Here is a 20,805-nt window from a genome sequence, read left to right as displayed (position 1 = left end):
CGGATCGCGTGGTGGGCCCGTTGTTCAGTGCGGAGGGCCGATCGGCCGGCGGTGCCGGGTGACGACGGGAGCGAGCACCGCGAAGGCGAGGCACAGAGCGGCCACTCCGACCATGGCGCCGCGCAGGCCGAGGGCATCGGACAGGAAGCCGACGTAGACCGGGCCGAGCACGAACCCGAGATACGCGGTGGTTCCGACGAGCGATGTGGCGCGCCCGCGCTCCCCATCGTCGACATCGCGGGTGGCTCGACTCAGGAGCGTCGGAAACAGGACCGAGGTGCCGATCGCGGCGAGAGCGAGTCCGGTCACGGCGACGAGGATCGTGGGAGCGATCGCGAGGAGGAGTGCCCCGAGGACGCCGAGCAACGCGCCGCCCAGCAGGATCACCCGGTCCGGGATGCCGGTCCACAGTCCCACCCCGAAGCGTGTCGCCGCGGCGAACGCCGCGAAGGCGGCGGGCGCGAAGGACGCGACGAGGGGAGTGGCCTCGAGCTCGTCGGTGAGGAAGATCGCGCCCCAGCTCTGGTGCGCGTTCTCGGAGGCGAAGCCGAGAGCGCCGACCACGCCGACGGCCAGGAGGGGCAACGCGGCCGACAATCGGCGGCGCGGTTCCGCCGAGTGTTCTCCTCGAAGAGGGTGGAACCCGGTGCCCGCGACGAACACCATCGCTCCCGACGCCGCGATCAGCGAACCGGCGATCACAAACGTGACGACGAGGCTGCCGGTCGCGGCCGACAGCGCCCCAGCGCCCAGACTGCCGACAACCACTGCGGAGGAGAAGACGGCGTGCGCCAGGGTGATGACGCGCCGTCCAGTGACCCGTTCGGCGGATCCGGCGAGGGCGTTGGCGGCGACGTCGGCGGATCCGGAGGTGGCGCCGATGAGGAGCATTCCGACCGCGAGGGTCGTGACGTCTCGTGCGAACGCGGCCAGCACGACTCCCGTCAGTGCGAGGGCGACGAGTGCGAGTCCGGCCATGCGCGGACCGAAGCGGTCCACCGCCCGTCCAGTGAACGCCATGGCGGGAACCGCGCCGACCCCGACGCAGAGGAGAGCGGCTCCGAGTTGCGCATCCGTGAGACCTCCGGCATCGCGCAGACCGGGGAGGGCCGCTCCCCACGTGCCCCAGAAGACGCCGAAGCCAACGAAGGCGATGTAGGAAAGGGTGGAAGGGCGCATGTGTGTAACGATACACATCGACGGCGATAGGCTGTGCACGTGAAGAGATCCCGGGTGACGATGCGAGACGTCGCGGTGGAGGCGGGCGTCGCGCCGATGACCGTGAGCTACACGTACACGCGCCCCGAGAGGGTCGCCGCGGCTACGCGCGCCACGGTGCTCGAGGCGGCCGAGCGACTCGGCTACCGCGGCCCCGACCCGGTGGCGCGTTCTCTCCGCAACGGCTCGACGGGCAACCTGGGCGTCGTGCTCGGGGAGCACCTCAGCTACGCCTTCGAGGACCCGCAGGCGTCCCGGTTCCTCGCCGGGGTCTCACAGGTGTGCGTCGAGAACCGGCTCGGGCTCGTCCTCATCCCGGCGACGGGCGCGCCGGACGACTCCGACCGGGTGCGGGAGGCGGCCGTCGACGGCTTCGTGGTGTGGACGACCGTCGACGGGGATCCGGTGCTCGATGCCGTGGCCGCGACCGGGCGGCCGGCGGCTATCCAGGGAGGGCCGGGGCGGGACGGCATCGTCACCGTGTCGCCGAACGACCGCGATGCGGCACGGGCCATCGCATCGCACGCGCTCGCGGACGCGTCGTCGCCGCTCGTGGTCTCGCTGCCGTTCGACCGGAACAGGGCCGGCGGACTCCTCCGGGGGCCCGAGACGAGCGCCGACTATCCGGTGACGCGGTCGCGCCTCGAGGGGTTCCGCGACGCGATCGAGGAGACGGGGCGCCGCTGGGCCGACATCCCCGTCGCCGTCGTCCCCCGCAACGATCGTCGGGAGGGGGAGCGAGTCGTCAGGGACGCCCTCGAGCAGGTCCGACCCGACGTCGTCATCACGATGAGCGATCAGCTCGCGGCCGGAGTCCGAGATGCCGTGGGGGAGGCGATCCCGGTGACGGGCTGGGATGACAGCGATCTCGCTGAGTCGATGGGCTTCGCGAGCATCCGCCAGTCCCTCTACGACCAGGGTGTCGCGTGCGCGCAGATCGCCGCGGGACTCCGCACCACCGTCGAACCTCCGGTCTGGTCCCTCACTCGGCGTTGACCGCGCGTCGAAGTTGATTCGGACGGGTCACCCGCGCTGATCGTCGAGACGGTCACCGATCAACGAGAGGGCCCGCTGCTGAACGCTGTTGAGGACGGATTCCGTGTACTCCGCGAAGAGGTCCACGGCTGGTGAGAGGTCCATGTCGGGCGCTTCCGTGGTGAGTGTTCCGGCGAGGGGCGAGAAGACCTCGATGAATCGATCGACGCACTGCGCGAGCTCGGCCTCGGTGGTTGCGGGTCCGAGCTTCTCGAAGGTGGCGGCGGTCTCGGTGAGAGCGGGCAGCAGCTCGGGGTCGCTCAGGCGCTCATAGAAGCGGATGAGGTGCGGCATCCCGGTGGTGCCGACCAGGTGCGCGAGGAGGACGGTCTGATCGCGATCCATTCGTGCCTGGTCCGCGGACATCAACGGAGTGGTCGCACCGAGGTACCTCGCGAGTTCCGGGGGAACATCCGGAGTGATGGAAAGGACCCGGAGCTGCGCGATGAGTGCGCGTTGCGCGGTGAGGCGTTCGATCTGTGCAGCGAACTCCTCATCGAGGCGATCCAGGACGTCGGGCGCGCCGTGGTTCTCGTCATCCAGCAGTCGCGGCACCTCGTCGAGGGGGATGCCGAGGGCGGCGAGACGGCGAATACGCAGCACCCGGATGAGGTCGTGGACGCCGTACTGGCGGTAGCCGTTGCTCGTCCGCGGGGGCTCGTCGAGGATTCCGACCTGGTGGTAGTGGCGGAGGGTGCGAATGGTGACGCCGGCCAGGGAACCGAGCTCGCTACTGTTCACCGTCCACCTGCGTTCCTCCTCGAAGCTCCGGGTCCAGCTTACGAAGCGACCGCGAGAACAACGAGAACACGAAGGCGCCTCCCCACACGACGAGGAGCATCGCCGCGGCGGCGTTCACGCTGAGGTACTCGGTAGCGACCGCGGCCAGGACGATCCCGATGGGCGGCGCCGCGGTCATCATCGCGTTCTGCGTTCCCATGATGCGACCCCGCATCGATTCCGGGATGCGTTCGATCATGAGCACGCCCATGAGGCTCCCGAACAGGCCGCTCGCGAGCCCCACGACGAACGCCCCCGCGAGGACGACCCACGGAGAGGCGAGGAGCGCGATGATCCCGATCCCGAGCGTCGTGCCGCTGAGCCCGATGACGAACCATGCTCGCCGCGGGCCACGTGAACCGAACGCGGCGTAGACGCCGCCTCCCACGAGCATGCCGAGCGCGAGGGCGCTGAGGACGAATCCGAGCAGGCCCGGTTCCTGCACCTGTGTGAAGTACACCGGCAGCACCAACCCCTGGAGGGCGGCGAGCACGAGCACCGACACCAGACTGACCATCGTGACGGCGACGAGGAAGCGGCTTCGGAACAGGGCCCTCCAACCGGCCCGCAGCTGCGACCACCCGGTATCGGTCGAGCGCTCGGCGGGAGTGCCGTCATCCTGAGTGATGGCGCCCACGCGACGGGGGATCAGCATCGTGATCAGAGCCGCGAGGAGCGAGGTCGCCGCCGTGATCCACAGCACGGTCGATCCATCGAACACCACGATGAGCGTTCCGGCGGCCGCCGGCCCGATCAAGAGGGCCACGGCGCCCAGGCTCTCCCGGACGCCCATCAACCGTTCGGCGCTGATGCCGCCGTGTCGGACGATCGCGGGGAGCAGCGCCTCGCGCGCCGTCATCCCGGGAACGTCCCCGAGCGACCCGATGACGCCGAACAGGATGAACCACCCCAGGGTCAGCCCGGAGATCATGTCGACGAGGGGCAGCGCCGCGATGGCCGCAGCCGAGATGAGGTCGGTGATCACGGAGGAGGTGCGTCGGTTGATCCGATCGATGACGACGCCCATGAACAGGCCGGCGAGCACGGCCGGTATAGCGGTCGCCGCGGCGACCGATCCCGCCCCGAGCGCGCTGCCCGTGGTCTGCAGGACGATGAGGGGGAGGGCGATCCCCGCGATCGAGTTGCCCAACAACGACAGGACATACGACGCGAGATACGTCACCGGGAGGAGGTTCATAACCCCAGCGAAAGCTATGACGTTACGGCGGGGTCAAGTGCGCACTGCTCGGCTCGCTCCTCGAGCCGGTGAGTCTCCCAAAGCAGTGGGCGGTTGCTCGCGCTCCCTCAGTCAGAAGGACGCAGGCCGCGGCGTGTCCTTCACGAGTCGGCGGAGGGCCGCCTCGTAGGCCGTCAGTTCTTCGTGGACGCTGTCGATCAGCGTCCCGGTGCCGTCGGCGTGCATCCAGGCGGCGTACCCCTCGTAGTAGGCCCGCACGCCGGCGTCGGCGAGTAGGCCCGCCTGGCGGATGTCCGAGAGTCGGGAGTGGAGCGCGTGTTGGAGTGCCTCCGAAATGGCGGAGCGCTTGAAGGTGGCTCGTTCCTGCAGCTCGGGAGTCTTGGCCAGGAGTGGATCGAGTAGTCGGCCCGTGTCTCGCAAGTCCTCAGAGTGCGCGGCGCAGAGCGATGCGACGCCGGCGCGCGTCAGTTCCATCGGCGACGCCTCCGCAGGTGCCCCCCGTACACCGGCTTTCACTGCCTCGACGAGCACGTCCTGCCCCTGGAACAGAATCTCGCGTTTGTCGGCGAAGTGCCGAAACAGGGTTGTCTTCGTCAACCCGGCGTGAGCTGCGATCTGTGCGGCGGTCGTCGCTTCATAGCCGCGCTCGGAGAACAACTCGATCGCCGCACGCAGCAGGCGACCGCGCGCATCGGGCTCCCAGCGACTCATGGACCCATCATAGTGATGCGACTGAGTAACATCAGGTGTACGGTGATGTTACTCAGTCACATCATCAGGCTCGGAGGCAGCCCACTGCTTCCGGCCCCCTCGAATGGAGAAAACAACGTGCGCATTTTCATCACCGGAGCCTCCGGATGGATCGGATCTGCCTTGACGGCAGAGCTCATCGCAGCCGGACACCACGTCACGGGATTGGCTCGATCCGATGCCTCGGCGGAGAAGATCACGTCCGCCGGTGGCACCGCCGTCCGCGGCGACATGCGGGACCACGACCTGATCGTGTCGGAAGCCCGACGAGCCGATGCCGTCGCGCACCTGGCGTTCACTCTCGATTTCGCAGAGTTCGACGAGACCGTCGACAACGAGGTCGAGCTGATAAGCAAGATCGGCATCGCCCTGGAAGGAACGGGGAAGGCCTTGATCGCGGCCTCCGGCACCCCGATTCTCTTCGGTCAGGTCGCCACAGAGGAGGACGTTCTCGACCCTGCGGGCCCGGCCGGATCCCGTGCCCGCACAGCCTCTGCAGTCCTGGCCCTGTCGGACATGGGGATCCGCTCCGCCCTGGTTCGCATGCCTCGTTCGGTCCACGGTAAGGGCGACAACAACGGGTTGATCGCCGCTCTCGTCGGATTGGACCGCCAACTCGGCACCGCAGCCTACGTCGGCGACGGCCAGAACCGCTGGCCGGCCGTTCACATCTCCGACGCGGCACGGCTGTTCTTCCTCGCTCTGGAGAAAGCCCCGTCCGGGTCCGTCCTTCATGCCGTCGGCGAGGAAGGCGTTCCCATGCGCCGGGTCGCCGAGGTCATTGCAGCCAAGACCGGACTCCCCGCAGCGGCAGTCGATCCCGAGCAACTCGGTGTATTCGGGGCTCTCCTCGGCGGCGACCAGCCCTCGTCCGCCACCGCCACACGCCGGCTCCTGGGCTGGGCGCCATCCGGCCCGACCCTTCTCGACGACCTCGAAGCCGGCTACTACACCGACTGACCCGTGAAAGCGCGTCGTTCTCGGCGCGGAGGGGGAGGGGCGCCAGGGACGACGACCCCGGCGTCGTTACCCACTCCCGCGAGGGGACGCACGGCGCGCATCCGATCGGGATTCTTCGTGCTCATGCCTGCGCCTCGCTCTCCGCCGTCGCGCCGAGGCGTAGCGCCGGCCACTCGTCGACATCACGGAGGAGCTGCCGGTCGTGGGTGGAGAGCACCACGGCGGCTTCCGTCACGCCGAGCGCGTCGGTGAGTTCATCGACGAGTGCGATCGAGAGGTGGTTGGTGGGCTCGTCCAGCAGCAGAACATGCGGCTTCGCTGCGAGCACCAACGCCAGGTCGAGGCGACGTTGCTGTCCCATCGACAGCTCGCCGACGTGCTTGCTCGACTCCCGGGCCCGCAGAAGGCCGAGCTGTGAGAACCCGACCGCCTCCGATGCGGGCACGGTCCCGGCGGCGATGAGCGCATCCACGTGGTCGGCGTAGACCTCGCTCGCCCGCCGTTCCGCCGGCAGAGCCGTCTCCTGTCGAAGGAACCCCAGACGCACGTTCTGCGGCATCCGGACCGAACCGGTATCGGTGGAAAGTTCGCCCGCGATCACGCTGAGCAGCGTCGATTTGCCGGCCCCGTTCGGTCCGGTGACGACGAATCGGCCGCGGTGCAAGAGCGAGAACGACACGGGGCCGGTCAGACGGCCGGCCACGCTGACGTGCTCCGCGCTGAGGAGCACCGCGCCGGTCCTCGTCGGCAGGTCGGGAAAGCGAAACTGCAGCGGCGGTTCCGGCACGGTCACCGCGTGCGCGTCGAGTTGCTCCTGTCGTCGGTGCACGCTCTGCACGAGCCCGCCCGCGCGCGTCGCCCGGCCGTGCTTGTTGCTGCCTTTCTCGGGCCGCCAGCCGGCGACGAGGCGGTTCTGCGCCGAGCTGAGGCTGTCCTGCAGGCGCGCGTGCTCCGCCTGTTGCCGGTCGTACTCCTGTTCCCACCGTTCCCGCTCGGCCTGCCGGCCGGCGCGATAACCGGCGTACCCGTTGCCGTACACCCGCACGCGGTCATCGGGGGTCGGATCGAGGTCGACGATGGTCTCCGCGACGTCTGCGAGCAGTGCCCGATCGTGGGTGACGACGACGACCCCGCCGGCGCGAGACCGGAGCTGTGCGCTCAGGTACTCGAGCCCGGATCGGTCGAGGTGGTTCGTCGGCTCGTCGAGCAGCAGGAAATCGTCGTCGGCGCCGAGCAAGCACGCCAGGCGCACCCTATACCGCTGGCCCACGGAGAGGTCCGCGAGCAGTCGGGCCGAGTCGGTCTCCGCGTCGAGCGCCTCGAGGGCGATCTGGACCCGTCGTTCTGCGTCCCACGCGTCGAGTGATTCGGCGCGTTCCAGCGCGGCCGCGTAGCGCTCCGCAGCGTCACCCGTGCCGGCGGACAGCCCTTGGGCGGCCTCGTCGAGGGACGCCAGGGCGGCGAGCGGTTCGGCGATCGCTTCCGCGACGGCCTGGCCGACGGTCCGGCCGTCGTTCGCCGCCATCTCCTGTTCCGCGACGCCCAGCGTTCCCGTGCGCTGTACGGAGCCGGCATCGGGGATCAGGGAGCCGTCGAGTACGTGGAGCAGCGTGGATTTTCCGCGGCCGTTCTCTCCCACGATCGCGACGCGCGACGTGGGTGTGACGGTGAGGTCGACGTGGTTCAGAACAGGGGTGGCTCCGCGCATCACCGACACGTCGGAGGCGATGAGTTGGGCGCGCCGGCGCGCCGGTAGAGGGGTGGTCGGGGTGAGCATTCGAATCCTTCGAGACGACGCGCAGACGAACCCGCGAAAGCGGGGGAGGGCGCGCAGATGACGGCGACCCGAGTGGGGTCGGGAACAAGCGGCCTCCGCGGGCTCGGATCTCTCAACGAGCGCGGTGGGCCTTACTCAGCCGTCACAAGTAGTACAAATGCACGTTTCAAGAGTAGGGTGCCGCCCGCGCTGCCGGCAAACGTTCGTCGGTGAGACGATGGCGAGATGGAAACGTGGGCGGCCGAGCGAAGCGGCGTCGTGACGCTGCCCAGTGGTCGGCTCGTCCGCGGACGTGGTCTGAGAAGCGGCCCCATCGACGACGACGAGGTACCGGCCTTCGGGCTCTATCTCACGTCGCGCGTGCACCAGGAGAGCTGGCCATCGCAGTGGATCGCGTGGCCGGACTTTCGTCTGCCGCGAGAGCCGCTGGACGCGATGGCAGCCCTCCGGGAGGCGTACGACCGGTCCCTGACCGAGAGGGTCGAGATCGCCTGCGGCGGCGGCACGGGTCGAACGGGGACGGCCCTCGCGATCCTCGCCCGATACGACGGAGTACCCGCCGATGAGGCCGTGGCGTGGGTCCGCGCCGCCTATCGGCGCGGCGCGGTCGAGACACCCTGGCAGCGCCGATTCGTGCTCACCGCTCAGCTCGCGCTGTGACCCGAAGAGCCAGGGTTCGGGCCGTCAGCCGAGCGACCGTTCCCACTCCTCGAGCCACGGCAGGATCGCTCGCAGATCCGTCGCGTCAACGATGGCCGTGGCGGCCTCTCGCGCCGCCGTGTTCGCGTTGAGCGCGAGGGAGGCGGGGAGCGCTTCGAACAGCGGGACATCGGAGCGGCTGTCGCCGACGGCGCAGCACTGCGAGGGGCTGAGGCCGCGCTCGGTCGCGAGCCGGAGCGCGCGATCACGCTTGTCGTATTCGTCGAAGTGCGCAGCCACGGTGCCGTCGAACGTCGCGTTCACGACGCCGACCCGGGGACCGCCGTTCGAGGTGAGCCGATGCCGCTCGGCGATCCACGCGCTGACGGTCTCCCACGCGAGCGACGCAAGCACGGGTTCGACGTGGCGCTCTCGACACCACGAGACGACGGCGTCGAGGCCGTCGATCAGAGGCAGATCCTCGAGCCATCGATCAACGGTCGAGGTGCTGGCCCCGTGCCAACCGCGGGCATCGATCTCGCTGACTTGCTGGTTCGTCAGCTCACCCTGCGCATAGAGCGATTCGGCGCGGTCGAGTTCCTGCTGATGGCCGAAGCACTCGGCCAGGAAGCTGCTGCTGGAGCCCGACGGAACGAGGGTGCCATCGATGTCGAAGAAGACGATCCCGCGGGTGGCCATCCTCGGAGAGTATCGGACGACGTTCGCCCGGGCACCTCGGCTCGAGGATCACCAAGAGGCTGCGTACGTGCCCGAGGGTAATCGGGTTGCCGGCTGCGTTCCGTGCAACATCCGTGCGAGAGGTTCGGTCCTCGCCGTCAGCGACGCCCGAGGTTTCGCGCCGCGCGTACGTAGGCGTCGAGAGTTGCTCGGTATCCTACGGCGACGGCCTCGACGCGCGTAGGTCGCTCCTCGTTGGGCAGTAGGCGGTACGCGAGGCGGAACCTCGGAGGCTGCTCGTCCTTCGGGTCGAGATCGAAGTCGATCGTGCGGCAGTCACTCAGGTCGGCAGTTCCCTGACCTTTCTCGAGAGGGAGGCCGGCGAGTTCCCCCGCCGCGACGGACGTGAGTAGTCCGATGACGCGCAGTGCGAGGGGGTGGGGGTGGGGCGTGCCGGGCTTGTTACCCTCACTCGCGATCAGGTCCGCGAGATCGTCACCGAACGCGGGCTTGACGGCCTCGAGCCCGAGGCTCACAGCGCATCGAGCTCGATGCCGAAGCGGGCGGCGAATGCCTAGATGCTCAGCGTGACCTTCTGGCCGAGCGCCTCGATGGCCCGCTCGTTGCGGCTGTAGTGGGACCACTGCCCGATGCGGGTGCAGGTCACGAGGCCGGCGCGCTGGAGGATGGCCATGAACTGCGACGCGGTCGATTGCGACACCTCGGCCCGGGCCTGGATGTGCTTGAGGCACACGCCCACCTCGCCGGCGGGCTGATCCTGCGGGGGGAACGACTCTGGGTCCTTGAGCCAGCCCAGGATCGCGAGCCGCGTGGGGTGTCCGAGCGCCTTGAAGACCGCCACGAGGTCCAGGTCCTGCTCGAGTTCCTGCTCTTGCGTCTGCGTCACGTGGTCCAATGTATCGCAATATCGGTATTTACCGATGGTGTGCTACACCTTAGATCGGTAAATCACGATCTAACGATGGAGAGCGAATGAATGGCAGGACAGCACTGGTCGTCGGAGCACGCGGAGTGATCGGGGGCAACCTGATCGCGCATCTGGACTCCCTCGGCGGGTGGAACATCGTCGGGTTGTCGCGCCGCGGCGGCGAGGACCGGGGGAGCGTTCGTCACATCGCCGTCGATCTCCTCGACCGGGAAGAGACCGCGGAACGTCTCGGGGGGTTGGCTGGGGTGACCCACGTGTTCTATGCCGCGTATCAGGACCGTGCGACGTGGGCGGAGCTCGTCGCGCCGAACCTCGCGATGCTCACCAACGTCGTCGACGCCATCGAGCCCGTCGCCCCCAACCTCGAGCACATCAGCCTCATGCAGGGGTACAAGGTGTACGGCGCCCACCTCGGGCCGTTCGCCACTCCCGCGAAGGAGTCCGACCCGCCCCACATGCCCCCGGAGTTCAACGTCGATCAGCAGCAGTTCCTCGAACGACGACAGGCCAGCGCGTCGTGGACGTGGTCGGCGATGCGGCCGTCGGTCGTCGCCGGAGTGGGCCTCGGGAACCCGATGAACCTCGCCATGGTCATCGCCCTCTACGCCTCGATGAGCAAGGAACTCGGCATCCCCCTTCGGTTCCCCGGCAAGCCGGGGGCCTACGGGAGCCTGATCGAGATGACCGACGCCGATCTCCTCGCGCGAGCGACCGTGTGGGCGGCCACGACCGAGGCCGGCCGGAACGAGGCCTACAACATCACGAACGGCGACCTGTTCCGCTGGTCGTCGATGTGGCCCGCGATCGCCGCGTTCTTCGACCTCGAGGTGGCCCCGCCCCTCGAGATGAACCTCTCCGACGTCATGGCCGACAAGGAAGGGCTGTGGAACGCGATGGTCGAACGGCACGGCCTCCTCCCGACGCCCTACGCCGACGTGTCGTCGTGGGCCTTCGGCGACTTCGTCTTCGCCTGGGACTACGACGTGATCGCCGACACATCGAAATCACGGCGGGCCGGCTTCCACGAGTACGTCGAGACCGAGGGGATGTTCACGCGTATCTTCCAGGACCTCCGCGATCGGCGGTTGATTCCCTAGCCCACGTCCCGACGCGCGCCGTGGGCGAAGGAGTCGTCGAGTCCGTTTGGCGCGTTTCGTTGGCTTTCCACCTCCGAACTGCCAAGCTGACGAGCGGGGATGGGGCGACCGCGATCGCGCCCGGACTCTCTGGTCCCTTCCCCATTCCGCATCGATCCCGTTCCCGTGGAGGTACTGTGCGTGTTCTCAGCGTGACGGCTTTCGGCCTCGCCGCCGTCAGCCTGGTGTTCGCGGTGCTGCTCGTCCTGGGGAATCCGGATCTCGCGGCGCCCGGCCCTCAGTTGCTTCCGTTGCAGGCGTACGAATCGTGGCGTCTCACGCTGGGCATCGCGCTGTGGTCGGCGGCCGTCGCGATCGCCGCGGGTATTCTCGCAGCATCCAGGCCGCCGAGAACCGCGTGGCTCACGCTGCTGATCCTCCTCCCGTTGCTCGCGCTCTACCTGATCGGGGGCGCCTTGATGCCCACGTTCGTTCTCGCGATGACGGTCGTCATCTTCCTCGGTCTCGTCATTCCCGTGGTGGTGGGGGTGGTCGGTGTCGCCGTCGGCCGAGCTGTGCGACGTCGACGATCCAGTGCTCCCGCTGTGTAGCTGACGGCGACTCCACGGCGCACCGTTGGCGTGGAGATCGGCTGCTCCGGCTGGGCGGTCCTCTACGCCACGGTCGTCGTACCACTCGCTCGCGTTGCGGACGATGCCGTGCCGACGATCAACTGGTTGCCGAGGTGTGCTTCGAGCACGTCGCGCACCGTCGTCCAGCGGTGCTCGCCGTAGCGGGCGTTGTCCACGTGGCGCAGCTGCGCCTGGCCGCTGAACATGCTCACGAAGTATTGCATGCCCTGCCAGGCGGGGAAGGTCTCGTCGGCGTTCTTCGACAGGCGGCGACCGACGGCGGCCATCGCTCCGAGCGTGCCTGTTGTGCCGGCCCACTGCAGCCCGAACGTCGTGCCCGTGAGGTCGGACATCGTGCGGGCGACGTCGCGAGCGGTCACGCGATCGCCCGCGACCTCGACCACGCGGGGAGCGTCGTCGTCGAGGGCGACGAGCGCGGCCATGCGGGCCGTGTCGTCCTTCGTCGTGAAGTCGAGCACCTGGTCGGCGGACGACCAGAACAGCACCTTCTTGCGGCCGAAGAGGATCATCGGCGCCGTTCCCGTGAGCATGTCCGTGAACGCTCCGTTGAGGATGGAGGTGGCGTGGATGGGCGCGGCGTCGAGATCGGCGGCGAACTCGCGGCGCAGCTCGAAGTTGCGGTTGCTGCCGACGGCGATGCGCCGGTAGTCGGAGGAGTAGTCCGACGGGATGAAGCGGGGAACGCCCGCGTCCACAGCCGCGGCGAGGAGCGCGCGCTGAGCGTGGACGATCACGGGGCGCACTCCGCTGACCGCGGAGAGCACCACGTCGGTGCCCGAGACGGCGGTCGTGAGCGCCGATGGGTCGCCGTACGCGGCCTCGACGATGTCGATGCGGTCGTCGCCGCCGAAGAGCGCGGCGGCAGTCCCGCTGCCGGGGCGCGTGAGGACGCGGACCCGGGCGTCACGGTGAAGGAGTTCGCGGACGATGCGGCGGCCGATGTCGCCGGTGGCGCCCGCGACGAGGACGGAGGAGGTCATTGTTGTTCCGATGTTCGGTTGTGGTCGGGTGAGGTGGTGCCACGGCGCCGCGAACGTTCCGGGGCGGCGATGGGCTGTTCGAGGGAGGTGTCGATCGTGGCGCTGGCGGCGTCCATGTCACCGGCACCGAGTGCGACGCGGGCGAGGAGAAACCGGAGCTGGCGGCGCTCGTCGGCGTCGAGGTCGCGCATGAGCAGCTCTTCCACGTCGCGGAGGGACTGCCGGGACGTCGTGAGAAGCGCGCGTCCCTTGTGCGTCGGGTGCACCTGCCGGATGCGGCGGTCCTGCGGGTCGGGGCGTCGCTCGACGAGTCCGTCGGACTCGAGGGCGTCGATCACGTAGGTCATGGCGGTCTTGTCGATGCCGAGGCGGGTGGCCAGGGCGAGCTGCGAGGAGACGGGCTCCGTCGTGATCGCCACGAGCACCTGATAGCCGCGCGGTCCACCCGGCACCGAGGCGACGGCCCCGCTCGCGGAGCGAGCGAAGCCCTGGTACATCGCCTGAAGCGACCAGCCCAGCTCGGTCTCGATCCCTTCGGCGTCCCAGTCGATATGCGACTCGGGGGATCCGACGGGGTCGTCAGGGGATGCGTTCATGTTTAGATCATATCGTGCTTAGATCGTCCTGCGACAAGACGATATCTATTTCAGATCGATTCCCCATTCGCGGCGGCACCTCCGCATCTCAGAAAGACGACCCATGACATCCATCGGCAGCGCTCACCCCACCGACATCACCCCGTTCACCCTGGACATCCCCCAGGCGGACCTCGACGACCTCCGCCGACGGCTGCGCGACACCCGCTGGCCCGACGCGGAGACCGTCGACGACACCTCCCAGGGGCCGCGCCTCGCGGTGATCCGGCGGCTCGTCGAGCGCTGGGCCACCGCGTACGACTGGCGCGCCACCGAGCGACAGCTCAACGAGTGGGGCCAGTGCACGACAACGATCGACGGCCTCGAGGTCCACTTCCTCCACGTGAAATCAGCGGTGCCGGGAGCGCGTCCGCTGCTGCTCACGCACGGGTGGCCCGGATCGGTCCTCGAGTTCCGCCACGCGATCGGGCCGCTCACCGACCCGGAAGCGCACGGGGGAGCGGCGGAGGACGCCTTCGACGTGGTCATCCCGAGCCTTCCCGGCTTCGGTTTCTCCGGGCAGCCCACGGAGACAGGCTGGGACATCGCCCGCACCGCGCGTGCCTGGGCCGTACTCATGGAGCGGCTCGGCTACAGCCGATGGTTCGCGCAGGGCGGCGACATCGGCGCGTCCGTCACGGCAGAGCTCGGTTCCCTCGAGACCGAACGCGGCATCGGACTGGCCGGCATCCACCTCAACATGGCGCAGTTCATGCCCACGGACGAGGAGATGCAGCAGGCCACCGACGACGAACGCCTCATGGTTCAGGAGACCGGCTACTACTTCGGGGTGTTGTCCGCGTACTCGCAGGAGATGTCGACGCGCCCGCAGACCATCGGATATTCGCTGTCGGACTCTCCCGTGGGGCTCGCGTCGTGGATCTACGCAATGTTCCAGGACGTCGGCGGATCGCACGACGAGCACGGCGACGCCGAGAAGCTCTTCGACCTGGACGAGATCATCGACGACATCATGCTCTACTGGCTGCCGAACGCGGCGGCCTCCTCGGCGCGCATGTACTGGGAGGCCGCGCGCACGGGCTGGACGAGCGCCGGCACGCTCGAGAATCCGCTGCGGTTGCCCGTGGGACTCAGCATCATGCCAGGCGAGTACATGCGCCGCTCACGCCGCTGGGCGGAACGCCGCTACACGGACCTCGTCCACTTCAACGAGGTATCGAGGGGAGGCCACTTCGCCATGCTCGAGCAGCCGGAGGCGCTCGTGGAGGACGTCCGGACGACGTTCCGCCATCGAGACGGCCGGTAGGATCGAACCATGAAGAACACGCTCGTCGTCGTCGCGTTCGCGTCCATGTTCGTCTCTCTGGTTCTTCGGCTCGTGTGGCCTCAGGTGGAGTTCCTCGCCGGGCTGTCTCTCGCTCTTCAGATCGCTGGAATCGTCCTTCTCGTGATCTACATCGTCGGGTACGTGCGCGACCGCGCACGATCGCGGGCCTGAGACACCTGCCCCTCCGGCTGCCGGCAGGCATCCCCTCCACGACCCCGATAGCAGCGACGCGACCGATTATCATAGGTGCAGCGTCGCGTGCCGCTGGCAGTCTGTGTCAGGCATGGAGGCGTCGGACACGAAGGACTGACGATGCTCTCATCGCTCCCTTCGTCCTCGCGTGACTGAGCGCGAGACGACCAGGCTGAACGCCTGGAGCAACGAACTACGCCGCGTGCACCAACGGCTGCGCGACGCACTGGCTGTCGCACAATCGGCCGTGAACGACGGCGGCCCATCAGAAGACGCGACACGTGATCTGCTGCTGTACTGCCACGGATTCTGCGCGGCACTCGATGGACACCACCGCGGCGAGGACCGTGCCCTGTTCCCTGCGATCGAAGCCGCGCATCCTCACCTGGCTCCCGTGCTGCGATCCCTCGAACAAGACCACTCGATGATCGCGCATCTTCTCGGAGAACTCAGCGCGGCCGTGAATCGGGCGGCATCCAGGGCGGAACTCTCTCTCCACCTCGACGGCGTCGCTGCGGTGATGGAGACTCACTTCCGCTACGAGGAACGGCAGCTCGTGCGTGTGCTCGAGAGCCTGGAACTGGACGACGCTGTGACCGACGTCCTCGGACCGCTGTAGCCGCTTCGTCTCTCCGATCCGGGTAGTACCGCTGGCATACTGAGGGCATGACGATGGCGCAGCCCGTCATCGGGCGTGAGCGGGAGATCGCGGCCCTCCGTACGGCGATCCGCGAGGTGGGCAGCGGTGGTTCCGCGTTCGTGATCGACGGCGAAGCGGGGATCGGCAAGTCGTCGCTGGTCGCCGAGGTCATCGAGTACGCGAGCAGCTGTGGCGTGAGGGTCCTCACGACGACTGGCACTCTGGATGAATCAGCGGAGCCGTACGCGGCGCTGCACAGGCTCCTGTACCCGTTGCGCGCGGGTATCGCCGGCTTGCCGGCACCACAGCGGGGTGCGTTGGACGTCGCCTTCGGCGTCGCGACGGGCGTGCAGCCGTCGCCGCTCCTCGCTGGGCTCGCGGCGCTGACCCTGCTCTCCGACGCCGCCGCCGAGCGCCCGCTTCTCATCGTCGTGGAGGACCTGCACTGGATCGATGCATCGTCCGAATGGGCACTTCGGATGCTCGCCCGTCGCGTCTCGGAGGACCCGATCGTCGTGGTGATGTCGACGCGAAACATGGAAGCCTTCGACGAGCCCGGCGTGGAACGCCTGCACCTCGCGCCGCTCGATGACGCGACCGCCGCTGAGCTGCTCGACGCGGTTCCCGGTGCGCCGTCGGGGCAGGCACGGCGCGAGCTCATGGCTCGTGCCGCGGGTAACCCGCTCGCGCTCCGAGAACTCGGCCGATCCACCTCAGTGGACCGTCCCCGCCAGCGGCCCGTCATCGGGCGGGTGGAACAGGAGTTCGCCGATCGCTACGCGGAACTGGACCAGCCCACGAGACTCGCCCTCCTCGCAGTGGCGCTCTCCAGCGACGCAACCGCAGAAGAGGCGGCTCAGGTCGCCGGACGGGCGATCGGGAAGGTTCCGGCGCCGGCATGGACGGAACGAGCCTCGGCGTCCGGACTCCTGGAGTGGGTTGCTCCTCGTGCCATCCGATTCCGACACCCGCTCGTGCAGTCGGCCGTCTTGGCGACGGCCTCGCCGACGGAACGTGCCGCGGTGCTGAAGGCGCTGGTGCACGAACACGAGGATGAGCCGATGCGGACGATCTGGTGGCGCGCCGAACTCGCGGCGGGTCACGACGATCCTCTCGCGGACGAGATCGCTGCGTTCGCCGACGGTCGGACGGCGATGTCCGACCCGTTCGTCGCCAGTCGTGCGTACGAGCGGGCGGCCGACCTCACCTCGGACGTGGCCGTTCGGGTCGACCGCCTGATCGCTGCGGCGGAGCTCGCGGGGTTGTCTGGGCGCGTTTCGGAGGCATCGCTCCTCGCGCACCGGGCCGGCTCGGAGGCACCGGACCGGCTTCTCGCCGCGCGGGCGGCATGGGTGTCCGAGATGTTGCCCACCGGTCGGACGGGACTGTCCAGGGGCGACCTCGGGCTGGCGCTCCACGCCGTTTCGGAGATGCAGGCGGTCGGCGGGGTGGAGCACGCCACTGCTGCGCTCCTCCACCTCGCTGCGATCGCGTGGGACCACACCCTGGAGGCAAGCCCCGGCGACCCGATGCTCACCGTCGTCGAGGCGCTCGCGCTGCCGGAGGACGATCCGCGGGCAATTCTCCTCGCTGCGCGAACGGAGCCGGTGGTCCGGGGCGATCGCGTCCTGGAACGAGCTTTCCGGGCGGCTGCGTCCGTCGAGGATGAGGAGTCGGCGTGGCTCGTCGGGTATGCGCTCAATCTCGTCGGAGACATCGACACCGCGCGTGTCCTCCTCGATCGAGCCCTCGCGAGCATGCGGGTGCGAGGCGACCTGCGTACGTTCCCGCAGGCGCTCATGGGGGCCTCCATGACGACCTACCTCGCCGGGGACGTCTCGAAGGCCCGTGTCCTCGCCGACGAGGCGGCGTCGCTCGGCCGTGACCTGGGGGACACAGGGTTCGCCGCCGCGGTGCGTTGCGCACTCGCGTGGTTCGACGCCCTCGACGGCAGGCAGCCCGATGTCGACGCGATCACCGGTGGGACGGAAGCCGGCGCGCAGGTGCTCCGGTCGAGCGCGATGCGCGCGACCATCTTGGGTGCCGAGGGCGCGGCGTACCTGGTGACCGGCCACCCGGCGAAGGCCCTCGAGCGCCTCCGGGGCATCGCCGACCCCGAACATGACGCGCACCATCCCGATTTCGCGGTCATCACGTCACCTGACTTCGTCGACGCCGCCCTCGAGTCCGGCAAGCGGAAGGACGCCGAGCAACGGCTCGCCGACCTCGAGTCGCTCCACGCACGGTGGCACGCACCGATGGTCGAGGCCGCTCTGAACCATGCCCGGCTCGCGCTCGTCCCCGACGACGAGCTCACCTCGGCATGGGCCGCGGTGCAGGACGCCCGCTGGCCGATGCCGTACGCGCAAGCTCGAGCGCTCCTCCGCCTCGGACGGCGTCTCCACCGCACGGGAGAGAACGGGGATGCCCGCGACGTCCTCCACGCCGCCCTTGCTCTCTTCGGGGCGATACCCGCGCCTGCCTGGGAGGAGCGCACACGCGACGCCATCCGAGCCACGGGCGAGCGGTTGGCGGCCACCGGGCGACGCGACGAACTGCTCACCCCGCAGGAGCTCCGGGTCTGCACGCTCGCGGCTCAGGGACTGAGCAACCGTGCAATCGGCGAGCACCTCTTCGTCTCACCGCGGACGGTCGGCGCGCACCTCTACGCCGCGTTCCACAAGCTGGGGATATCCACCCGGCGGCAGCTGCCGGACGTCCTCTCGACCGAGGCAGATCTGCATCCGTCCACCGACGACTAAGTCGATCGGCGGCGGATCTCAGTCATCGTGACCGATGTGCCTCGGTGATACCCGCGGATAGGTTCGAGACCACTCACCTCCACCGCCGACGCTGGACCGGGTCTCTCGTCCGGTCCGGGAAGGACCGCGCCATGCCCGGATCGCCCACCATCGTCCTGATCCACGGAGCATTCGCCGACGCCGCCAGCTGGGCACCGGTCACGAAGCTCCTCCTCGATCAGGGCCACCAGGTGCTCGTCCCGCCCGTGTTCAACCGCAGCCTGTCCGGTGACGCGGCCTACATCACGTCGTTCGTCGAGCAGATCGACGGACCGGTCCTGCTCGCCGGGCACTCGTACGGCGGCGCGATCCTCACGGTCGCCGGCGTAGCCGAGAACGTCGTCGGGCTGGTCTTCGTCGCCGCATACACGCTCGAGGAGGGTGAGAGCCTCGGCGCCCTGCAGGGTGGTTTCCCCGACAGTGACCTCGCCGCGAACCTGGTCTACGCGCCCTACCCGATCGAGGGGGCGGAATCCGGCACCGACGTCTCCGTGGCGATCGACGCCTTCCCCGCCGTGTTCGCGGGCGGTCTCGACCAGGAGCAGGCCCAGGTTCTCGCTGTCTCGCAACGGCCGTTGTCCGCCGTCGCCTTCGGCGAGCCCGCCTCTGCCGCCGCGTGGAAGACCAAGCCGTCCTGGGGCATCGTCGCGAGCGCCGACCACACCATCAACCCCGACGTCGAGCGCTTCGGATACCAGCGCGGCGGCTTCCGGAAGGTCATCGAGATCGACGGGCCGCACCTGCTGATGCAGACGCACCCCGCCGAGGTCGCCGCGTTCATCACCGAGGCGATCGCCGACCTCGACTGACGACGAGACCAACCCACGCCCCCCAACATAAGGAGAAACGATTATGGGATTCGTGACCACCGACGACGGTGCAGAGATCTACTTCAAGGACTGGGGGAGCACCGACGCCCAGCCGATCGTGTTCCATCACGGCTGGCCGCTGTCCTCGGAGGACTGGGACGCGCAGATGCTCTACTTCCTGGCCGAGGGCTACCGCGTCATCGCGACGGACCGCCGGGGCCACGGCCGCTCCTCGCAGATCGGCACCGGCCACGACATGGACCACTACGCCAGCGACGTATCCGCCGTCGTCGAGCACCTCGACCTGCGCGATGCGATCCACATCGGTCACTCCACCGGCGGCGGCCAGGTCGCCCGGTACGTCGCCCGTCACGGCCAGCCGCAGGGACGGGTGGCCAAGGCGGTCCTCGTGTCCTCCGTGCCGCCGCTGATGGTGAAGACCGAGTCCAACCCCGAGGGAACCGACATCTCGGTCTTCGACGGGTTCCGTCAGGCTCTCGCCGCGAACCGCGCCGAATTCTTCCAGGCCGTGGCCTCCGGCCCCTTCTACGGTTTCAACCGTCCCGGTGCAACGATCTCGGAGCCGGTGGTCGACAACTGGTGGCGCCAGGGCATGACGGGCAGTGCACTCGCGCACTACGAGGGCATCAAGGCGTTCTCGGAGACCGACCAGACCGAGGACCTGCGGGCCATCACCGTGCCCGTCCTCGTGCTCCAGGGTGACGATGACCAGGTCGTGCCCTATAAGGATGCGGCTCTGAAGCAGGCCGAACTGCTCAGCGACGCGACGCTCACGATCTACGAGGGTTACCCTCATGGGATGCTGACGACTCACGCCGACGTCATCAACCCCGACATCCTCGCGTTCATCCGCAGCTGACACCGCGACGCTACGTTCGCAGCGAACCGGCTTGGAGGCGCGGCGCAGAAGGGCCGACCGGCTCACCCGCACCGCGCCTCTGAGCGGGTGGCGACGCCCGCTCAGCGGGTGATGTCGCGGATCGTGCCCTTCTCCAGCCGCAGGCGCCGCGTCGCGCGCCGTGCGACGGCGGAGTCGTGCGTCACGACGACGAGCGTGAGTCCGTCCTCGTTGAGCGTTTGCAGGAGATCGAGGATCTCGTCGCGCATGCTCTCGTCGAGGTTGCCGGTGGGCTCGTCGGCGAGGAGGACGCGCGGCCGCTTGGCGATCGCCCGGGCGATCGCCACGCGTTGTTGCTGACCGCCCGACAACTCGCCCGGCCTGTGATCGCCGCGATCCGCGAGTCCCACATGGCTGAGGGCGTCCGTCACGCGGGAACGGCGCTCTGCCGCGGTGAGGCCGAGCGGTTCGAGTCCCATGTCGACGTTTTCGGTCGCCGTGAGCGTCGGGATGAGGTTGAAGCCCTGGAAGACGAAGCCGATCTCCCGGGCTCGCGCGGTGCCGAGGGCGGAGTTGCTCGCCTCGGCGAGGTCCGTGTCTCCGAGTGTCAGCCGCCCCGACGTCGGGCGGTCGAGGGCGCCGAGCAGTTGCAGCAGGGTGCTTTTGCCACCGCCCGTTGGGCCCTGAATGGTGACGAACTCGCCGCGTGGGATCACGAGATCCACCCCCACGAGCGGCTTCACGACGCGCTTCTTCTGCGTGTAGGTCTTCGACACGTCCGCGAGACGGTACAACACGGGGACGGTCGGCTCGGCGATCGGGCCGGTGTGTGAACGGGTGATGGTCATGCTGCTGACTCCTGTCGGGAATGACGCGGGGGAAAGTGAG

22 protein-coding genes are annotated in these 20,805 nt (G+C 68.7%); 11 read left to right on the top strand and 11 right to left on the bottom strand.

The window, feature by feature from the left end; translation table 11 throughout:
- Positions 1-24 precede the first annotated feature (24 nt).
- On the bottom strand, positions 25-1,179 hold the full coding sequence (locus ELQ94_RS06725; RefSeq protein ID WP_166404672.1) for an MFS transporter: 1,155 nt from the start codon (positions 1,177-1,179) through the stop codon (positions 25-27).
- Positions 1,180-1,218: 39 nt separating this feature from the next.
- Between ELQ94_RS06725 and ELQ94_RS06720 the strand changes: the two genes are divergently transcribed.
- The gene (locus ELQ94_RS06720; RefSeq protein WP_127048479.1) at positions 1,219-2,214 is read left to right on the top strand and encodes a LacI family DNA-binding transcriptional regulator; all 996 of its coding nucleotides are present in this window, start codon (positions 1,219-1,221) and stop codon (positions 2,212-2,214) included.
- Between the two features lie 27 nt (positions 2,215-2,241).
- Here the strand turns inward: ELQ94_RS06720 and ELQ94_RS06715 are convergent, their stop codons facing one another.
- The 3 genes from ELQ94_RS06715 to ELQ94_RS06705 form a co-directional block, all read right to left on the bottom strand.
- The gene (locus ELQ94_RS06715; protein WP_127048477.1) at positions 2,242-2,994 is read right to left on the bottom strand and encodes a helix-turn-helix domain-containing protein; all 753 of its coding nucleotides are present in this window, start codon (positions 2,992-2,994) and stop codon (positions 2,242-2,244) included.
- Positions 2,984-4,231 (bottom strand): MFS transporter, encoded by a 1,248-nt coding sequence (locus tag ELQ94_RS06710; protein WP_127048475.1) that lies wholly within the window; start codon positions 4,229-4,231, stop codon positions 2,984-2,986. The genes ELQ94_RS06715 and ELQ94_RS06710 overlap by 11 nt, the downstream gene beginning before the upstream one ends.
- Before the next feature lie 111 nt (positions 4,232-4,342).
- Entirely contained in the window at positions 4,343-4,942 is a 600-nt protein-coding gene (locus tag ELQ94_RS06705) for a TetR/AcrR family transcriptional regulator (protein ID WP_127048472.1), read from the bottom strand.
- A gap of 15 nt (positions 4,943-4,957) precedes the next feature.
- Here ELQ94_RS06705 and ELQ94_RS06700 point away from each other — a divergent pair, with 15 nt between their 5' ends.
- Complete coding sequence (locus tag ELQ94_RS06700; RefSeq protein ID WP_341807724.1) at positions 4,958-5,941, top strand: SDR family oxidoreductase; 984 nt, start codon at positions 4,958-4,960, stop codon at positions 5,939-5,941.
- 121 nt (positions 5,942-6,062) lie between these two features.
- Here the strand turns inward: ELQ94_RS06700 and ELQ94_RS06695 are convergent, their stop codons facing one another.
- Positions 6,063-7,718, bottom strand: a complete 1,656-nt coding sequence (locus ELQ94_RS06695) for an ABC-F family ATP-binding cassette domain-containing protein (protein ID WP_127048467.1) — start codon at positions 7,716-7,718, stop codon at positions 6,063-6,065.
- Positions 7,719-7,943: 225 nt separating this feature from the next.
- Here ELQ94_RS06695 and ELQ94_RS06690 point away from each other — a divergent pair, with 225 nt between their 5' ends.
- Positions 7,944-8,378, top strand: coding sequence for a protein-tyrosine phosphatase family protein (locus tag ELQ94_RS06690; protein ID WP_127048465.1), 435 nt, complete (start codon positions 7,944-7,946; stop codon positions 8,376-8,378).
- A 24-nt stretch (positions 8,379-8,402) separates the two neighbouring features.
- On the opposite strand, the gene ELQ94_RS06685 is transcribed toward ELQ94_RS06690, so the two are convergent.
- The 3 genes from ELQ94_RS06685 to ELQ94_RS06675 all read right to left on the bottom strand — a co-directional run bounded on the left by ELQ94_RS06685 (position 8,403) and on the right by ELQ94_RS06675 (position 9,942).
- Positions 8,403-9,056, bottom strand: a complete 654-nt coding sequence (locus tag ELQ94_RS06685) for an HAD family hydrolase (protein ID WP_127048463.1) — start codon at positions 9,054-9,056, stop codon at positions 8,403-8,405.
- 137 nt (positions 9,057-9,193) lie between these two features.
- The gene (locus ELQ94_RS06680) at positions 9,194-9,571 is read right to left on the bottom strand and encodes a hypothetical protein (RefSeq protein WP_243696896.1); all 378 of its coding nucleotides are present in this window, start codon (positions 9,569-9,571) and stop codon (positions 9,194-9,196) included.
- Between the two features lie 38 nt (positions 9,572-9,609).
- Positions 9,610-9,942, bottom strand: coding sequence for an ArsR/SmtB family transcription factor (locus tag ELQ94_RS06675; protein WP_243696895.1), 333 nt, complete (start codon positions 9,940-9,942; stop codon positions 9,610-9,612).
- A gap of 86 nt (positions 9,943-10,028) precedes the next feature.
- Here ELQ94_RS06675 and ELQ94_RS06670 point away from each other — a divergent pair, with 86 nt between their 5' ends.
- Together ELQ94_RS06670 and ELQ94_RS06665 are read left to right on the top strand one after the other, a co-directional pair.
- The gene (locus ELQ94_RS06670) at positions 10,029-11,081 is read left to right on the top strand and encodes an SDR family oxidoreductase (protein ID WP_127048461.1); all 1,053 of its coding nucleotides are present in this window, start codon (positions 10,029-10,031) and stop codon (positions 11,079-11,081) included.
- A gap of 176 nt (positions 11,082-11,257) precedes the next feature.
- The gene (locus ELQ94_RS06665) at positions 11,258-11,671 is read left to right on the top strand and encodes a hypothetical protein (protein ID WP_166404671.1); all 414 of its coding nucleotides are present in this window, start codon (positions 11,258-11,260) and stop codon (positions 11,669-11,671) included.
- Between the two features lie 62 nt (positions 11,672-11,733).
- Here ELQ94_RS06665 and ELQ94_RS06660 read toward each other — a convergent pair whose 3' ends face one another.
- Positions 11,734-12,693 carry an NmrA family NAD(P)-binding protein gene (locus ELQ94_RS06660; RefSeq protein ID WP_127048457.1) on the bottom strand — a complete coding sequence of 320 codons (960 nt, stop codon included), beginning with the start codon at positions 12,691-12,693 and terminating at the stop codon, positions 11,734-11,736.
- A complete protein-coding gene (locus tag ELQ94_RS06655; RefSeq protein WP_127048455.1) occupies positions 12,690-13,289 on the bottom strand; it encodes a MarR family winged helix-turn-helix transcriptional regulator in 600 nt (199 codons plus the stop codon). The genes ELQ94_RS06660 and ELQ94_RS06655 overlap by 4 nt, the downstream gene beginning before the upstream one ends.
- Positions 13,290-13,392: 103 nt before the next feature.
- On the opposite strand from ELQ94_RS06655, the gene ELQ94_RS06650 reads away from it, so the two are divergent.
- From ELQ94_RS06650 to ELQ94_RS06625, 6 genes are all read left to right on the top strand, one after another.
- Positions 13,393-14,595 (top strand): epoxide hydrolase family protein, encoded by a 1,203-nt coding sequence (locus ELQ94_RS06650; RefSeq protein ID WP_127048452.1) that lies wholly within the window; start codon positions 13,393-13,395, stop codon positions 14,593-14,595.
- Positions 14,596-14,604: 9 nt separating this feature from the next.
- On the top strand, positions 14,605-14,787 hold the full coding sequence (locus ELQ94_RS06645) for a hypothetical protein (protein ID WP_127048450.1): 183 nt from the start codon (positions 14,605-14,607) through the stop codon (positions 14,785-14,787).
- Between the two features lie 169 nt (positions 14,788-14,956).
- Positions 14,957-15,427 carry a hemerythrin domain-containing protein gene (locus tag ELQ94_RS06640; RefSeq protein ID WP_127048448.1) on the top strand — a complete coding sequence of 157 codons (471 nt, stop codon included), beginning with the start codon at positions 14,957-14,959 and terminating at the stop codon, positions 15,425-15,427.
- A 47-nt stretch (positions 15,428-15,474) separates the two neighbouring features.
- Positions 15,475-18,210: an AAA family ATPase gene (locus ELQ94_RS06635; protein ID WP_127048446.1), complete on the top strand. Its 2,736-nt coding sequence runs from the start codon at positions 15,475-15,477 to the stop codon at positions 18,208-18,210.
- Between the two features lie 131 nt (positions 18,211-18,341).
- Positions 18,342-19,058: an alpha/beta fold hydrolase gene (locus ELQ94_RS06630; protein WP_127048444.1), complete on the top strand. Its 717-nt coding sequence runs from the start codon at positions 18,342-18,344 to the stop codon at positions 19,056-19,058.
- A gap of 43 nt (positions 19,059-19,101) precedes the next feature.
- Positions 19,102-19,938 (top strand): alpha/beta fold hydrolase, encoded by an 837-nt coding sequence (locus tag ELQ94_RS06625; RefSeq protein WP_127048441.1) that lies wholly within the window; start codon positions 19,102-19,104, stop codon positions 19,936-19,938.
- A 101-nt stretch (positions 19,939-20,039) separates the two neighbouring features.
- Here the strand turns inward: ELQ94_RS06625 and ELQ94_RS06620 are convergent, their stop codons facing one another.
- On the bottom strand, positions 20,040-20,765 hold the full coding sequence (locus ELQ94_RS06620) for an ABC transporter ATP-binding protein (RefSeq protein WP_243696894.1): 726 nt from the start codon (positions 20,763-20,765) through the stop codon (positions 20,040-20,042).
- Positions 20,766-20,805 lie beyond the last annotated feature (40 nt).

The organism is Labedella endophytica, assembly GCF_003990045.1.
GTDB classification, from domain to species: domain Bacteria; phylum Actinomycetota; class Actinomycetes; order Actinomycetales; family Microbacteriaceae; genus Labedella; species Labedella endophytica.
This window is presented reverse-complemented; position numbering and strand designations above follow the sequence as displayed.

Coding starts and splice junctions, on each gene's coding strand:
- ELQ94_RS06645 (WP_127048450.1), top strand. CDS start 14,605: ATGAAGAACACGCTCGTCGTCGTCGCGTTCGCGTCCATGTTCGTCTCT.
- ELQ94_RS06670 (WP_127048461.1), top strand. CDS start 10,029: ATGAATGGCAGGACAGCACTGGTCGTCGGAGCACGCGGAGTGATCGGG.
- ELQ94_RS06635 (WP_127048446.1), top strand. CDS start 15,475: ATGACGATGGCGCAGCCCGTCATCGGGCGTGAGCGGGAGATCGCGGCC.
- ELQ94_RS06725 (WP_166404672.1), bottom strand. CDS start 1,179: ATGCGCCCTTCCACCCTTTCCTACATCGCCTTCGTTGGCTTCGGCGTC.
- ELQ94_RS06690 (WP_127048465.1), top strand. CDS start 7,944: ATGGAAACGTGGGCGGCCGAGCGAAGCGGCGTCGTGACGCTGCCCAGT.
- ELQ94_RS06710 (WP_127048475.1), bottom strand. CDS start 4,231: ATGAACCTCCTCCCGGTGACGTATCTCGCGTCGTATGTCCTGTCGTTG.
- ELQ94_RS06700 (WP_341807724.1), top strand. CDS start 4,958: ATGCGACTGAGTAACATCAGGTGTACGGTGATGTTACTCAGTCACATC.
- ELQ94_RS06620 (WP_243696894.1), bottom strand. CDS start 20,765: ATGACCATCACCCGTTCACACACCGGCCCGATCGCCGAGCCGACCGTC.
- ELQ94_RS06705 (WP_127048472.1), bottom strand. CDS start 4,942: ATGAGTCGCTGGGAGCCCGATGCGCGCGGTCGCCTGCTGCGTGCGGCG.
- ELQ94_RS06685 (WP_127048463.1), bottom strand. CDS start 9,056: ATGGCCACCCGCGGGATCGTCTTCTTCGACATCGATGGCACCCTCGTT.
- ELQ94_RS06625 (WP_127048441.1), top strand. CDS start 19,102: ATGGGATTCGTGACCACCGACGACGGTGCAGAGATCTACTTCAAGGAC.
- ELQ94_RS06695 (WP_127048467.1), bottom strand. CDS start 7,718: ATGCTCACCCCGACCACCCCTCTACCGGCGCGCCGGCGCGCCCAACTC.
- ELQ94_RS06650 (WP_127048452.1), top strand. CDS start 13,393: ATGACATCCATCGGCAGCGCTCACCCCACCGACATCACCCCGTTCACC.
- ELQ94_RS06660 (WP_127048457.1), bottom strand. CDS start 12,693: ATGACCTCCTCCGTCCTCGTCGCGGGCGCCACCGGCGACATCGGCCGC.
- ELQ94_RS06630 (WP_127048444.1), top strand. CDS start 18,342: ATGCCCGGATCGCCCACCATCGTCCTGATCCACGGAGCATTCGCCGAC.
- ELQ94_RS06655 (WP_127048455.1), bottom strand. CDS start 13,289: ATGAACGCATCCCCTGACGACCCCGTCGGATCCCCCGAGTCGCATATC.